Source organism: Sphingobacterium paramultivorum (assembly GCF_014109745.1).
GTDB lineage: Bacteria > Bacteroidota > Bacteroidia > Sphingobacteriales > Sphingobacteriaceae > Sphingobacterium > Sphingobacterium paramultivorum.
Genome location: NZ_CP058555.1, coordinates 3525485 through 3539870, shown reverse-complemented (window position 1 = coordinate 3539870; position 14386 = coordinate 3525485). Strand labels below are relative to the sequence as shown.

Sequence of the window (14386 nt, the reverse complement as noted above, 5' to 3'; positions counted from 1 at the left end):
GTCAAGGATTTCAATATAGGATTATTCAAAAAAACATTGTTAGTAAGCGCAATATATCGGATATGATTGGTAATAGAATGCTCATTCTTTTAATTTTCTTTATTTTTAATACAGATTGTTTGGCACAAAATGGTACTCCTTTATTGATGGGGAGGTCAGAGATTTTGCATTCAAAAGTTTTGGGTGAAGACAGAATGATCAACATTTATCTTCCCGACAATTATAACCCCAATGATTCTGTTCGCTATCCAATTGTATATGTTCTTGATGGTGGTGTTGATGAAGATTTTTTTCATATTGCGGGTATTGTCCGTTTCAGTACACAACCCTGGATCGATAGATTCCCTCAAAGTATTGTTGTTGGAATAGGTGGAAATACACGTAGAAGAGATTTTACCTTCCCTGTTGAAAATACAGATTTTATAGAAAAGGAAGGTTTTCAAAAAGCTAGCTTTCCCTCGTATGGTGGTTCCGATAAATATAGAACCTTCATGAAAAATGAATTGATTCCTTACATAAGTGGCAATTATAAATCGAATGGAAAACAGACTTTAATAGGAGAATCACTGGCGGGACTTCTTTCCGTAGAGATACTATTAAAACAACCCGAACTATTTGATGACTATATCATTATAAGCCCAAGTTTGTGGTGGGGCGAGGAGTCATTATTTAAAAAAGCGGAGAAGTTTCTACAAGGTAATTTGAAAAAAGATGTAAAAGTTTATCTTGGTGTGCCCAATAAAGAAGAAGATGTGAGAATGTATGACGAGGCCATAGCGTTATCTGATATACTTAATAACAATAAAAAAATTCATTTTGTATTTGATTACATGCCTGATGAATTGCATTCCACTGTAATACATCAAGCGGTCTACAACGCTTTTAAGAAGTTGTATCCAAAAACATTTTATTCAAAATAGTGTGGAGATATGTAGCGATTAATTTTATTTTATACCTAGGTTTATTCTATCGTGCCATTCATCTTCCAGAATTGACATCAATAGCTTGTCGTGAAATTGATTATCCCTAAAACAGGCTTTACGCATTCTTCCTTCCAATTGAAATCCTGCGTTTTCATATGCTTTTATCGCTGCATAATTCGGTTCAGATACCGTAAGCATAATTCTATTGAGCCCTAGATTTCCAAACCCTATATCTAGGATTAATTTGGTAACTAAAGAGCCTATCCCTTTTCCCCATTCTTGGCGATCCCCTATAAAGATAAAATACTCTCCGGATCTGTTTAGCTTGGAAATATTACAAATGCCCGCATACCCAATCAGTTTATTCGAATCGTTTAGGAAAATTCCACGATTAAAATTTTTAGAATCGTTGACAACGGATAAAAACCAATTGTCTATATGATCCTTTGATCGGAGTGACTGAAAAAGAGAGAGGGAATATTTAATAGATAAATCGTCATTGAGCCATTCATAAAATGGTGAGACATCTTCAACAGAGAGTGGTTTTAAGTTGACCATGGTTTAAGGTATATTGCATTCATTATTTTCAAAATTTATTCAGGTTCAAAGGCTCTTCAGCTAATGCTCGTTCCCCTGATAGATGCACATGGGGCGTTTTTCTTGGCTCTTTCGAAGCTTTTTTGTTAGAAATTGACGGCAGTACGATTTGCTATTAGCATTTGCATATGAAAGTGCAGGTAAATTTCCTGCGCTATCTTCTTGACCATTTTATTTTTACTGCTGATAGGTTGGAAGTCTCAAGACGTTGATTCGGTTCGACTTCAAAACCATTTTTCATATAGAAACCTAGCGGTGAATTATACGGGCAATTATTATTTTTTTTCTCCATGTGATGGTCTATCACCCAGCCGTTAAGCTCCGTTTCTTCAGATTTCAATCTGTCAAGTAGATTGGAACCTATTCTTTTTTTGTGTAAAAGACTTGAAAGTATAATAAGAAACCAGCGTTTTGTATCGCGATCAAATTTTGAACACCAACCGACAATTTGTTGATTTTGTTTGACAAGGATGTGTTGTGGTTGGCCTAAGCTTTCCAGATAGTTCTCAAAGGTCGATAGGCTGGAATATGCCATAACTGCGGGATATTCTTCATTCCATAATCCCATGATAGCAATTTTTTCGTTCCTGTCAAGTTCTGAGGTCATCAGATATTCAGTCGATATTGTATTCATTTAGATTAATTTACCATAATTTGCTGAATTATAAAGAATAGAGTTAAACTATCTATATGGTAGTTTTACAACATACGGTTATGGCCGTATAGTCCTCATTCATGAGCAAATTTGTTGTTTTATTTTAACGGCTTAATGATCACTTGGTCCACCGTTTTCCCCTGCTGATCGAGAATTTTGAAGATTCCTTTTTCATCGTCTAAATCTACGCGAAGCACATTATTGTTGGAATTTACAATGACCGGAAATTGTATCGTATTTGTCGCATTTTTGATGATGTGTCTATGTAAATGTCCTGATAGCATGATCTGTGTTCCTGCTTTGTTGAGGATAGGAACAAATTTCTCTAAAATCTCTTGTTCCCCATGCCAACCACCAAAAGGGGGCATATGACAGATTACGATCTTATATTTGGCATCTTTAAATGACGGATCTTCAATAGCTTGAGCTAACCAGGCCGCTTGTTCGCTTCTATAGTTATCCATATCTACAATGCCACTATATTCAATGTCGGTATCGGGTTTATCTTCACCACAATCTAAAATGATAAAACCAGCATTTCCATGCCTAAATTGGTAATATAGTTTACCTGTTGGTGTTGGGAAATATTGGGGATATTCAGTGGCAAAAGGTCCACGTGTTTCATGATTGCCTCTTGAATAAAACATTGGTTTTTCGCTGGCGAACTTTTTAATGGCGGTATCCATAAATCCTTCATATAGTTGTGTTTCACTTAATAGGTTACTAACCATATCACCGTTGAATACCACAAAGTCACTAGTCTTTAGACCGCCGATATCCAATAGCTTATCGAGAACCTCATTGCGTTCGTGAATATCATTAACTACCATAAAATGGGTAGATTTGGCCATGCCAAAGGTTTGGAAAACTAGGGGTGCCTTTTGATAGACATCAGTGGCCACTACTTTTCCATATTGCACATTGACTCCAACATGTTTGAGAACTTCCTGACTATACACACGATATCTATAGCGTGTTCCAGGTTTTAAATTGGTCAATGTAACTTGATGTAAGGTGCCTACTTTTTTGAAGCCATAGGCAGCCGCATAATATTTTGGTCTTTCCTTAAAGTAAAAGTGGCTGGAGTCATCTAGGGCCAACTAAACCCAACCGGTAGCTGGTTTGTCTGTTGTCCAAATTATAGAAACAGATTGCTCTGTCAAACCTTGAATGAAAGGTAAGTGATTTATTCTAATCGCATCCTGACCAACTGCCATAAAACGATTGAAGAACAACAATAGGATGATGCATTTTAGTTTCGTCATTTTAGTGCTTGGGTCTATAATTGATGTTCCTCCGTAAATGATTTTTTTCAATTTAAAGATATAAAAATGTGTAAAAAAGCCATCAATCATAATGTAACAGTCTTGCTAGACTAAAAGGTGGCAAAATAGTCTTCACCTTGGTCGAAACACTCGGTATTATTGACGAGGGTGTGGCAATCACTTATGAAAGTACCTTCTGCACAAAAGCTATTGTAGAGATATCAAAAATTTCAGGTAAAGAGTTAAAAAATCTTCCAGCTGTTGATACAGAAAATACAATTGTTTCATATGTTTAGTTTAAGGCCACGTCGTGAGACGTGGCTTTTATGTTTATTTGACACTACTTTCAAAATGATAAGTACCCGAACCTATATCATGGCTGGAATCAACGAGTACAATTTTTGCCCGTGTATTTGCCGGGACGGTGACATCTAGTTTCAATAGATTATTCTCTAAGACCCAGGCCGATTTTACCGTACCGTACACCGTTTCAAGTTCTGCAGATGCCTGTGTTAATTTACCTCCCGGTTTTGGGGCAATAACGATAGATTTATAACCCGGAGCATCTGCTGCCGAGTTAATTCCAGCTATTGTTCGATACATCCAGTCACCAATGGCGCCATAGGCGTAATGGTTATAGGAATTCATGTCTGGAGTTTGAAAAGATCCATCAGGTTTAATACCATCCCATCTTTCCCAGATGGTGGTAGCGCCCATTTTCACGGGGTAGAGCCACGAGGGATAACTCTCTTGCATCAATAGATCGTATGCAACGTCATTATGTCCAAATCGAGTTAAGACATGGCATATATAAGGGGTGCCCAAGAAACCTGTCGTGAGGTGGTTGCCATAATCCCGGATGTTGGCAACAAGGCGATCAGCACATGCGGCTCGTAATCCTTCAGGCAACATATCAAATTGCAGTGCCAGTACGTAAGCAGTCTGTGTACCGGATACGAGGCGACCTGTTGGAGTCATATACTCCTTTGCAAAGGCTGCTTTGATGTTAGAAAGTAATGCCGTGTATTTGGCAACGTCTTCTTTTTTGCCTAAGACCTCCGCTGCATTAATCAGTAGTTGCGTCGAGTGAGCATAAAAAGTCTGTGCGATTAGATATTTATCGGTTACAGCGGCTCTTCCATCATTATCATCATTCGGACGGTAAAAAAGCCAATCCCCAAAATGAAAACCTGAATTCCAGAGATTATTTTTCGCAACAGAAGTAATATAACCCACCCATTTTTGCATACTCTCGTATTGTGTTTCTAATATTCTGCGATCTCCATAAGCGCGGTACATATCCCAAGGAATAATTGTGGCTACATCGGCCCAACCAGCTGACGCACCATCATTGATCCCGAGTACATTTGGTACGACATGAGGAATGAGTCCGCTGGGTTGTTGGTCAGCTTTGACATCCTTTAACCATTTCGTAAAGAATCCTGCTACATCCATGTTGTAAGCCGCGGTATTCGCGAAAGCTTGTGCATCGCCTGTCCAACCTAAGCGTTCATCGCGTTGTGGACAGTCGGTAGGTACGTCTAGGAAATTTCCTTTTTGTCCCCATTGAATATTGTGCTGCAATTGGTTGATTAGGGGATTGGAAGTCGTAAATTTACCCGTTGTCGCCATATCAGAATAGAGAGCCACGGCCGTTAGATCATCGGATTTTAATTCTCCGGGATAGCCCTCAACTTTTACATACCTAAAACCCTGAAAAGTAAAATGCGGTTCAAAGACTTGTTCGGCCCCACCTTTTAAAATATAGCTGTCCTGAGCCTTGGCAGATCGTAGATTTGTTGTATAAAAATTACCTTCTTTAGTAAGTACTTCAGCATGACTTAGTGTAATCTTTGTTCCAGTAGGACCCTGTGCCTTCAAAATCACCCATCCCACCAAATTTTGCCCAAAATCTACCACAGTTTCCCCTTTTGGGGTTTTAAAAATGCTGAGGGCTTTAAACTGCTCATGTTTCCTAACAGGAGGACCGCTCATCGCGATAAGCTTTTCCGTTCCTTTGTTCATCACATTTACATTCTTCCAGTTGCTATCTTCTTTAAAATCAGTATTATCCCATCCAGTAATCTCCATTCTAGCATCGTAAATCTCTCCATCATAGATATCCGACGCCATAATAGGCCCATAAGTATACTTCCAGTTCTCATCCGTATTTATTGTTTCCTTTGTGCCGTCGGTATATTCGACCTCAAGTTGTAAAAGCAGTCCCCGTGTATCGCCATAGAAATTATGCTGGTTTCCAAATCCAATACGGCCTTTATACCAGCCATTGCCGAGACTTGCGCCCAGCACATTCGAACCGATCCTAAGCAATGCTGTAACATCGTAAACTTGGTATTGCAACTGGTTCTTGTAGCTGGTCCATCCCGGAGCAAAATATGTGTCACTTATACGGGCGCCATTAAGCTTGGCTTCGTATAGGCCTTTTGCCGTAATATAGGCCATCGCTGATTTTATCTTTTTTTTCAGGCTGAATTCTTTTCTGAAAAGTGGACTTCGGGACGAAGTGTCCTTTCCTGAGGCAGTGATCCATTGTGCAGACCAATCTGAGGCTGAGATTCCCATTTGAAAGAATCCAATTGTGGACCAGGCAGATGTATTGCCATGATTGTCTTTTACCCGAACTTGCCAAAAATATTTTTTCTTTGACTGAAGGGGAGATCCCGCGTAGTCAATTAACACAGATTGATCTGTGGAAGCACGATGTTTCCAAACTAGATCTTTATCTTTATTTAAGAAAACTTTGTCTGTTCCCACTCGGATTTCATATTCGGCTTGTTGCGTGTTTTTCTCCGTAGAGTTTATTTTCCAGCTCAATCTCGGAATCTCGGTTTCAACGGCCAATGGATTGCTCAGATGTTCTACCTTTAGGTCAATTACCTCTAGTTTTTGAGCGAAAGTGGAGAGATTTAGTACGATCAGAAATCCTAATATTCCTAATTTTTGAAGCATAGTCTTCATAGATGGTTTTATATTTGATTAGTAACGTGTTGCTTGGAGTATAATAGTAATATAGCTATTATCCGCAATAAATTTTATATAAGCGTCATGTACTATCCTGACACTAAAGAAAAACTTGTCTTATGCTAAGGTCGATTGGGAAATCTATCTATAAATTCGTTAATAATAACGGAAAATCCAGGCCGTGTTTAATATTCAAAAAATAAAAATTGACAATGGAAAATTATAGTCAAACTATCCAGTTGGGTGTAACAAAGGATCGGCTTTTTAAAGCGCTAACCGATGAAATACCATTTTGGTGGACAACCATGTTTGAGGGCTCTTCCAATAAGAAGGGCGATAGATTTACAATTCGCTTTGGCGATCTTATTTACAAAGTAATGCAAGTGGAAGACTTATATGAAAATGCAAAAGTTGTTTGGCATGTCGAAGATTCATTGATAACCCTTCCTGGATTGAAAAATCAAAAAGAATGGATTGGCACAACGATCGTTTGGGACATCACTGAAAAAGAAAACGGGATTGTGTTGCAACTTGAACATATTGGCTTATCCCCTGAAATCGAATGCTATGATATTTGTACAGATGGATGGCGACAATTTGTGAAAAGTTTAGAAGCATATATTAAAACAGGTAAAGGACAGCCTTTTTCGAATTGATCCTTGCTAGCAAATATAGCTTCTGTTAAGGTATTACTATCTTCATAGTGGGCTGGATGTGGCAACCAAGCTTCCGGAATGGATTTTTTACCATAATAAAATATATAACTGAGAGCCAGCCCTTGGGGGGCTCCAGTATCTGTCTCTCCTCGAAGATTAATAATCCCTAAAACAGAGTGCCCCTATAATTTTTCTTTCCCAAAAAAAGTAACATAGGCTTGATTCTAAGCTGTCTATCACATATCCATTGGATCCCAGCTCATCTTCAGATTTACTCCTGATGTCATGTAGAATGACACGGTCGAAATAAACCTCTCCACTGTGGAAAAATTGATTGGATCTGAATACAATGGAACTATGATAGCTATAATTTCTTGTAGAAGCTTTGTTAATTGTTTGATTAATTTATGAAAATAACAATTAAATTAATAATCTGTTTGATGAAATAATTGAAATAATTTACGATATTTGAATGAATTATAAAACTGTGAGGAAATAAAAATTAATATGCTTTCTGAAAGATCAATGGACCTATGGATCCGCATTGATGTGGAAAGCATTTATTTCTAGAATTGAATAAGAACAATGGAGTATTTTTCCCAACTTGGATACCATTCTAACGAAATCGTAAAATTCGCTGCCGCTAGCGGAATCTTTTCCCTACTTTTAAAATGTGGTGAAGTAATCCATTTTACACCACAAGATCCGGAGCATTTTAGAGCCTGGTTGATTGAAAAAAATATCGAAGATATTAAAAGCGAAAAACAGCAGCGAGAATTTTGGGGGACTAGCATTTAATACCATAAACAGTAGATAATATTTTGGTGAAAAGCCAAAAATTATATTTTTTATATAAAAAATCAATTTATACGATCTTATGAAAAAGACATTACTTCTATTGGCGCTGCTGATTTGTATGACCATTAATAGCTTTGCCCAAGGCAGTTCGATGTTATGGAAAATTTCCGGTAATGGTCTAAAACAAGATTCTTATTTGTTCGGTACGATCCATATGTTGTGTCCAGACGACTTTGTCATCAAACAGAAGAATTTAGATGCGCTCAATGCTAGTAAAAAGGTAGTTTTTGAAGTTGATCTTTCCAAACCAGAAAATGCAAAATCTCTACAGGCATTTACTGTTTCGGATCCGAATTTTATAAAGTCATTTTCTGAAGACGACATCAAAAAGATGGACAGCGTGTTGATCGCACAGCAGCTTTCAATCAAATTGTTGGATTATGTATCACCTGTTGCTGTTATATCCTTGTTCTCGATGAAAGGATTTAATTGCCCGGATCCTACAAAGATGAAGTCTTATGAGGTTGAGCTGTCAGCACTTGCGACCAGCCAAGGAAAGGTAATAGGAGAGTTGGAGACACCTGATTTTCAATTTAATTTGCTGAAGGATCTCATTACACCTAAATTGTTCATGGAATCTGTTTTTCAGTTGGAGGAATACCCTGCATTGACCGTTAAGATGGTTCAAGCTTATAAATCAGAGAATTTGGAAGAGTTGACAAAATTGCTCCAAGATCCAGCCTGGATGACGAAAGAACAAAAGGAAAAATTGTTAATCGGGAGAAATTTGAATTGGAGTAACCTGATACCCCCTATGATCAATGAAGAATCCTGTTTTATTGCCGTTGGCGCAGGGCATTTGGCCGGTGATCAGGGGCTGATTACCTTACTCCGAGAAAAAGGATTCAAAGTAGAGGCCGTAAAATAAATCTTATCTTAGTGGATATTTAAAACTAAGAAAAAAATGGCATCCGAGCACAACAAAACAGTAGAGATATTGAAAACAGGTGGCAAGACATATTTGATTTTTGGTATAAGTAGGGGATTAGGTAGAGCTATAGCGTTGAATTTGCCAAATGAGAATGATCTAATATTTGGTATTTCCAGGAATGAACCAAATTATTTAAGTGCCAATTCAGACATCCGATGGATTGCTACCGATCTATCCCAACCGAAAGAATCTTCGGAGACGATAAAGGCAATAATAGGAAATCAGCGGATTGATTATTTTATCTATAATGTTGGGATATGGGAAAAAGATGCATTTACGGAAGCGTATAATTTTGCAGATAGCAGCGCCTCCGAAATAATAAACTTAATCAATACGAATATTACGTCTTGCATTTTAAATGTACAGTCGGTAATAGATAATTTAAGACAATCGTCCAACGCTAAGATTATATTGATTGGTTCTACTTGGGGTTTAGATAACCATAGTGGAAAAGAAGTTGCATTCTCTGCGACAAAGTTTGCATTACGTGGTGTTGTCCATTCCTTACGAGAAAACCTTAGAAAAGATAAAATAGGTGTTTCCATATTAAATTTGGGCTATTTAGCGACAGAATTTGATCATAATGAAACAATAGAAAACGTTATTGTACAAACACAAGGTAATCTTATTCCCCTGCAAGATGTAATCCAGGCATTACGATTTATTATCTCTACTTCGGCGGCAAGCTGTGTAAAGGAAATTAATATGCCGGCAATGTGTGATTTTAATCTATAACATTGCTTTTGATCCGCACTTCTTGCCGTTATAAATTTTTTGACATCGCGATAAATTTGCATTTGGTCAACGTATACATGCACTATATCAAAAAGATTGGTGCTTGAGCCGTCCAAAAGCTTCCTTTGTTGAAAAAACATGAGGAAACAAGTATTATGTGCAGTTATACTCAGCGGTTTTACTACGCTGGCTGCACATGCTCAAAATGCAGTATCGGGACAGGTTGCTGTGGATTATGTCCCACTATCAAATTATATTCGCCCTGAAGATAGTGTTAAGACAGGTTCAAAGAGCGATTTTAGGCGGATACAGTTTAACCTGGAAGTTCCATTATCTACCAAAATAGATTCTTCTGGCAATATAAAACGCTGGTCCTGGAAGATAGGGGCAGCTTATGCAAAGATGGAAAATAGAGGGTACGAAGAGCCCTTATTCCCGACTGAAATGCTCAATGCAGAAATGGGACTTCAATACCTGACCTCATTAAGGAAAAATTGGTCTCTATTGACTTTCGCCTCCGTTGGGATTTATTCAGACCTCGTTAAAGTAAATGGTAAGGATGTACTGGGGCAGGGGGGAGTGCTTTTTATCAAAAAATTTAGACCGAATTTAGCTTTTGGTTTTGGCCCTGTGTTGAGCAATAGTTTTGGCGTGCCAATGATCTTACCTGGCTTGTATTTTGACTGGAAAACAAATGGAAAAGTGAAGTTCAATGTGAATTTCCCACAGGGTCTTTCCGCATCCTATCACCTCAATGAATTGGTTGATCTTCGTGCTGTCGTTAATCTAGATGGTATGACTGCAGAGCGAGAAAAGAATGGGAAATCTACTTTGGCTGGTTTTATGTTATTGACAGCTGGGCTTCAGCCTCAGTTCAATTTGGGCAAGAGCCTTAAACTTCAGCTGACCGGCGGAAGCACACTTGCCAGATTGTATGTAGAGAATGATAGGTCGCTGAAAAGTTTATTCAAGAACAAAAGTCAGGCGGATCCCCGGTTTTCTCCAACCTTCTATACTTCCATAGCACTTAAATGGAATATGCCTTAATCATCTGCTGAGGAGCTTCTTAAAAACAACATTTTGGAGAAGCTCCTCTCTTTTTGTACGCGATATCGGTAATTCTTTTTCCTGTATATATACTCTCCCCCCAGTAATAATATCAATGTGGTTTACATTGACTAGGTAGGATTTGTGAATACGAAAAAAATGGTTGCCGGGTAATGCCTCTTCCAAAGCTAACATGGTTTGATGGATTGTAATTGTACGTTCTTTAAAGTGAAGTTTTGTATAATTTTGCATACTTTCCGCGTACAGAATATCTGTCCAGGAGATTTTAACAAAAGCATCCCCCTGTCTTACAAATAACATATTGTCATTCGGACTACTTTCCTGTAAGGGTTTGTTCCGCTGTACAAAAAGCTGATAAGCTTTGGTGCTGGCCTGATAGAAACGCTGGAAAATTATAGGTTTGAGCAGGTAATCAACAGCTTGAAGTCTGAATCCTTCCAACGCATATTCTGAATAAGCCGTGATGAAGATACATAAAGGCGGGTTTTCAAGGGAGTCTAAAAAGTCTATACCATTGAGATAGGGCATATTAATATCTAAAAAAATAAGATCTATATCGCCCTGCTGTAACCTCGAAGTTGCAGCTAGTGCTGAAGGAAATGTTTCCACTAAATCCAAAAAATCGATCTGCTCGGTCATTTCGGCAATATGTTGCCGCAGCATAGGTTCATCGTCTACGATGATACATTTCATTTTAATTTCTTCCATTGTCAATAGTTAGCTGTTAAGATCGATGGTCAGTTGTATAGTAAAACTGTTGTCAAGTTTATGTATTGTTAACGAATAGTTGTTTTCATATTGCAGTTCCAGTCTTTTTTTTACATTTTCCAGCCCTATGCCCGAGTGTCCTGTCGAAGCTAATTGCGGATAGTCCTGATAACTATTACTGATGTTGAATTGAAGTTTTCCTTCTTCCTCAACACAGGATAGCTCTATGCTTCCTTTTTGATTTGGAAGGCGGTTTACGTGTTTAAATGCGTTTTCGACAAAACAGATGAGCATCAATGGTGCAATATATAAATCCTTTGAAGATTGATTCCATGAACAGCTTACATCCAGTTCGTTACCCCACCGCATTTTTTCTATGGCTATAAAATCCTGTAAATATTGCAGTTCGCGTGTTAAAAGTACGAGCGGTTGGTTGCACTCATAGAGCTGATACCTCAGAATGTCCGAAAATTTCAGAAGCAAATAATCGGCCATTTCCACATTCTTTTTCATGAGGATATGAATATGGTTCAAGACATTAAACATAAAATGAGGATTGACCTGATCCTGTAAAAATTTTACCTGACTTTCAAGAAAATTCTGCTGCAATTGACTATGGATACGTTGAATATCTGCATGTTCCTGATAAAATCTAATTCCGCAGGCCGTACCATTGATCAGTAGGGAAGATGGAATTGCTTGATAGAAATGAGTGAGTATTAGCTCTGTCCTTTCATGGTTAGCTATTCCTTCTTTGGTGAGAATGAAATAGAAATCTATACTTCCAATTAAAATAGCTAAAATAACTACAAAAAGCACTGCTTTTAGTACAAAAGGTTTCATTTGTTGAGCCTTGATCGCTCGTGGTAGAACCCGGTCACTCAGCCACTGCGATACAATAATCGAAGAAGCCATGATTAGCGAGGTGTGCAGTAACGCCTGGAGCGAATCGAACTCGCCTTTTATTTGAATCCATACAGCAAACCCAAGAACGAACCAAAAAGAAATGAGAAAAAGATGTTTATTTAAATAGTTTTTTTTGAACATATGACGATTTAAAAAAAATACCTTTGGAGCCTGATCCCGAGGTAGCTCCAAAGGTAAAACTTATTCATTGTTTTAGAAGATAAAGTAACCCAATCCAATGGAAAATGCCTGTGGTTTGGATTTAAAAGATTTATTAAGGTCAGAAAAACCGCGTTCATAACGAACATCGAGTGTAAATCGCTGAATATCGACTCCCAGACCGCCGGTAACTTGTAAGTTTGATTTATCAAAATGTTTCATTCCCTGTTGTATTGCTTTTAGAGGCGGCAAGTTGTCGTTTAGCGTATAGCTGTAAATTGCACCAGCTAATACCCGGAAATTGATGTCCTGATTTTGGTAGATTTTGTAGCCTGCAACGACGGGGATATCAATCGCATTCCATTTGAGTTTGCTTTCGGTTTGCCCTTGCGGTTTAAGTGCTGCTTTACGCTTATTGAAAAGAGCTTCACCCTGGATATAGGCTCTTCCAAGATTAACTCTTGCCATACCCCCTACGTGTAACCCTATGGCATATTTGTCATCTAAGTCTGCTAATTCGGTATTGAGTTTGTTGAGACTACTTCCCCCTTTAATACCCAATTGAATGAAAGGTTGCTCCTGAGCAAACAGTTTTTTGCTAAACATCATGGCAAATAATACGATGCATGATAAAATTGCTTTGTTATTCATTTTATATTGTTTTGATTTGTTCAAAAGAACAAAGGATCAATTCCTTGGCAAAAAGAGTTTGACGAACGGCATTTTTGTAGTGACGAAGGTTAATATAGGGATGATTAGTCTGTCAAGATTTCTATTTGTTTGTCAAGATTTCTGGCTTAAGCGTATTTTTTTCAGGATTGATGGGAAAAGGTCTATTGTTTTTTTTAACTTACAAGATAGATTTTGTTTGGTAAATTGTGTTGTACAAATAATCGATTTTATGAAAAATCCATTGAAGCTAACGTTTTCCTTTTCTTATCTGGTATGGCCCTTTTGTCTGCTTATACTAACATCCTGTTCTAAAGAGGGACTTAATTCACAAGGAGGTCTAATAGATCCCGGTTTTAAAGCTGTCAACTTACAAACCGGAATCAAGGAAAATGTAATTCCGATCAAAGCGGATTTATGGTATGTGTCCTATGTCAAAGATGCCCTTACAGGAGAAATATTGAAAGATTCCACTGGAAAAAAGCTCAAGTTGGAGCGTACGGGCTCGATTGGGGTTGACGGCGGGTGGCTACAGTTGGAAAAAACAATTAATAACGAGCTTAAATTGACCTTATTGGAAAATTTTAGTGATCAGCCTAGGAATTTTGCTATTGGCATATTATCAGCGGATAAAATGGATGAAGTGAATTTTATTCAAACTAGAGCTGATGGATATGAGTTGGTCAAAAAAGAAATCGAAGAAGTGAAGGAAAGCCGGAAAATCTATGTCAGTACCGAAGGGTGTACTGCGATGAATCTGGTAAATAGCTCAAATCGGGAGCGAAAAGTCGATATCACTGCCATTTTTAAGGACGTAAAGTATAGTTCCGAATTCATAAGTGACAGCTACGGCGCTTTTGACTGGCTCAATAAAACAGACTCTACGATCTTCATGGATGAATTAATGGTAAATGGTGGAGTTCGCTGGCAAGGTAAAGTTCCTTACAGCAAAGGCAAAACTTTTGAAAATTATATTAAATCTGGAGATAAACAAGAACTGCTGCTCAAGCCCAATGCCCAGATAACCGCGAGAGGTGAATTCAAATACCTCGAAAGAACTTGCAATTATATCTTCACGATCAAGAATAAAACATCCGGACACGAATTCCAAGTGAAGGGTACCTGGAAGCAAAAGGTTCCGCTGACCCCACGGACTATTTTGCAATAAGATTATTTATGAGGTTTTAAGCATAACAACAATATAATGACCTTTTTGTAATTCTCGGTAAATATAAAAGCCACATCAGATGATGTGGCTTTTTTGTGTTCTGCTT

15 protein-coding genes are annotated in these 14386 nt (G+C 38.0%); 7 read left to right on the top strand and 8 right to left on the bottom strand.

The features are described from left to right. Positions 1–62 precede the first annotated feature (62 nt). Positions 63–920, top strand: coding sequence for an alpha/beta hydrolase (locus HS960_RS14950; RefSeq protein WP_182329874.1), 858 nt, complete (start codon positions 63–65; stop codon positions 918–920). A 24-nt stretch (positions 921–944) separates the two neighbouring features. Here HS960_RS14950 and HS960_RS14945 read toward each other — a convergent pair whose 3' ends face one another. The 5 genes from HS960_RS14945 to HS960_RS14930 form a co-directional block, all read right to left on the bottom strand. Continuing rightward, positions 945–1481: a GNAT family N-acetyltransferase gene (locus tag HS960_RS14945; RefSeq protein WP_182329872.1), complete on the bottom strand. Its 537-nt coding sequence runs from the start codon at positions 1479–1481 to the stop codon at positions 945–947. A gap of 193 nt (positions 1482–1674) precedes the next feature. Continuing rightward, the gene (locus HS960_RS14940) at positions 1675–2154 is read right to left on the bottom strand and encodes a GNAT family N-acetyltransferase (RefSeq protein ID WP_182329870.1); all 480 of its coding nucleotides are present in this window, start codon (positions 2152–2154) and stop codon (positions 1675–1677) included. Between the two features lie 119 nt (positions 2155–2273). Beyond that, a complete protein-coding gene (locus HS960_RS14935) occupies positions 2274–3275 on the bottom strand; it encodes an FN3 domain-containing metallophosphoesterase family protein (protein WP_202883691.1) in 1002 nt (333 codons plus the stop codon). Next, positions 3276–3530, bottom strand: a complete 255-nt coding sequence (locus HS960_RS26800; protein ID WP_200845629.1) for a hypothetical protein — start codon at positions 3528–3530, stop codon at positions 3276–3278. A 240-nt stretch (positions 3531–3770) separates the two neighbouring features. Further along, positions 3771–6410: an alpha-L-rhamnosidase gene (locus HS960_RS14930; protein WP_182329868.1), complete on the bottom strand. Its 2640-nt coding sequence runs from the start codon at positions 6408–6410 to the stop codon at positions 3771–3773. A gap of 224 nt (positions 6411–6634) precedes the next feature. Between HS960_RS14930 and HS960_RS14925 the strand changes: the two genes are divergently transcribed. From HS960_RS14925 to HS960_RS14905, 5 genes are all read left to right on the top strand, one after another. Then, complete coding sequence (locus HS960_RS14925) at positions 6635–7078, top strand: SRPBCC domain-containing protein (protein WP_153848487.1); 444 nt, start codon at positions 6635–6637, stop codon at positions 7076–7078. 585 nt (positions 7079–7663) lie between these two features. Then, complete coding sequence (locus tag HS960_RS14920) at positions 7664–7876, top strand: hypothetical protein (protein ID WP_153848488.1); 213 nt, start codon at positions 7664–7666, stop codon at positions 7874–7876. A 79-nt stretch (positions 7877–7955) separates the two neighbouring features. Then, positions 7956–8804, top strand: a complete 849-nt coding sequence (locus HS960_RS14915) for a TraB/GumN family protein (protein WP_153847033.1) — start codon at positions 7956–7958, stop codon at positions 8802–8804. A gap of 36 nt (positions 8805–8840) precedes the next feature. Beyond that, entirely contained in the window at positions 8841–9602 is a 762-nt protein-coding gene (locus HS960_RS14910; RefSeq protein WP_153847032.1) for an SDR family NAD(P)-dependent oxidoreductase, read from the top strand. 138 nt (positions 9603–9740) lie between these two features. Further along, a complete protein-coding gene (locus HS960_RS14905; RefSeq protein ID WP_153847031.1) occupies positions 9741–10649 on the top strand; it encodes a DUF6268 family outer membrane beta-barrel protein in 909 nt (302 codons plus the stop codon). Here HS960_RS14905 and HS960_RS14900 read toward each other — a convergent pair whose 3' ends face one another. The 3 genes from HS960_RS14900 to HS960_RS14890 form a co-directional block, all read right to left on the bottom strand. Further along, on the bottom strand, positions 10650–11378 hold the full coding sequence (locus tag HS960_RS14900) for a LytR/AlgR family response regulator transcription factor (RefSeq protein WP_202883689.1): 729 nt from the start codon (positions 11376–11378) through the stop codon (positions 10650–10652). It lies immediately after the preceding gene. Between the two features lie 9 nt (positions 11379–11387). Beyond that, the gene (locus HS960_RS14895) at positions 11388–12293 is read right to left on the bottom strand and encodes a sensor histidine kinase (RefSeq protein ID WP_182329865.1); all 906 of its coding nucleotides are present in this window, start codon (positions 12291–12293) and stop codon (positions 11388–11390) included. 204 nt (positions 12294–12497) lie between these two features. Next, complete coding sequence (locus tag HS960_RS14890) at positions 12498–13094, bottom strand: porin family protein (RefSeq protein WP_182329863.1); 597 nt, start codon at positions 13092–13094, stop codon at positions 12498–12500. Positions 13095–13344: 250 nt separating this feature from the next. Between HS960_RS14890 and HS960_RS14885 the strand changes: the two genes are divergently transcribed. Further along, positions 13345–14280: a hypothetical protein gene (locus HS960_RS14885; RefSeq protein WP_182329861.1), complete on the top strand. Its 936-nt coding sequence runs from the start codon at positions 13345–13347 to the stop codon at positions 14278–14280. Positions 14281–14386 lie beyond the last annotated feature (106 nt).

Excerpts from the sequence above, each read along its gene's own strand:
- HS960_RS14950 (WP_182329874.1), top strand. The coding sequence starts at position 63 with ATGATTGGTAATAGAATGCTCATTCTTTTAATTTTCTTTATTTTTAAT.
- HS960_RS14945 (WP_182329872.1), bottom strand. The coding sequence starts at position 1,481 with ATGGTCAACTTAAAACCACTCTCTGTTGAAGATGTCTCACCATTTTAT.
- HS960_RS14940 (WP_182329870.1), bottom strand. The coding sequence starts at position 2,154 with ATGAATACAATATCGACTGAATATCTGATGACCTCAGAACTTGACAGG.
- HS960_RS26800 (WP_200845629.1), bottom strand. The coding sequence starts at position 3,530 with ATGATTGATGGCTTTTTTACACATTTTTATATCTTTAAATTGAAAAAA.
- HS960_RS14930 (WP_182329868.1), bottom strand. The coding sequence starts at position 6,410 with ATGCTTCAAAAATTAGGAATATTAGGATTTCTGATCGTACTAAATCTC.
- HS960_RS14925 (WP_153848487.1), top strand. The coding sequence starts at position 6,635 with ATGGAAAATTATAGTCAAACTATCCAGTTGGGTGTAACAAAGGATCGG.
- HS960_RS14920 (WP_153848488.1), top strand. The coding sequence starts at position 7,664 with ATGGAGTATTTTTCCCAACTTGGATACCATTCTAACGAAATCGTAAAA.
- HS960_RS14915 (WP_153847033.1), top strand. The coding sequence starts at position 7,956 with ATGAAAAAGACATTACTTCTATTGGCGCTGCTGATTTGTATGACCATT.
- HS960_RS14910 (WP_153847032.1), top strand. The coding sequence starts at position 8,841 with ATGGCATCCGAGCACAACAAAACAGTAGAGATATTGAAAACAGGTGGC.
- HS960_RS14905 (WP_153847031.1), top strand. The coding sequence starts at position 9,741 with ATGAGGAAACAAGTATTATGTGCAGTTATACTCAGCGGTTTTACTACG.
- HS960_RS14900 (WP_202883689.1), bottom strand. The coding sequence starts at position 11,378 with ATGGAAGAAATTAAAATGAAATGTATCATCGTAGACGATGAACCTATG.
- HS960_RS14895 (WP_182329865.1), bottom strand. The coding sequence starts at position 12,293 with ATGGCTTCTTCGATTATTGTATCGCAGTGGCTGAGTGACCGGGTTCTA.
- HS960_RS14890 (WP_182329863.1), bottom strand. The coding sequence starts at position 13,094 with ATGAATAACAAAGCAATTTTATCATGCATCGTATTATTTGCCATGATG.
- HS960_RS14885 (WP_182329861.1), top strand. The coding sequence starts at position 13,345 with ATGAAAAATCCATTGAAGCTAACGTTTTCCTTTTCTTATCTGGTATGG.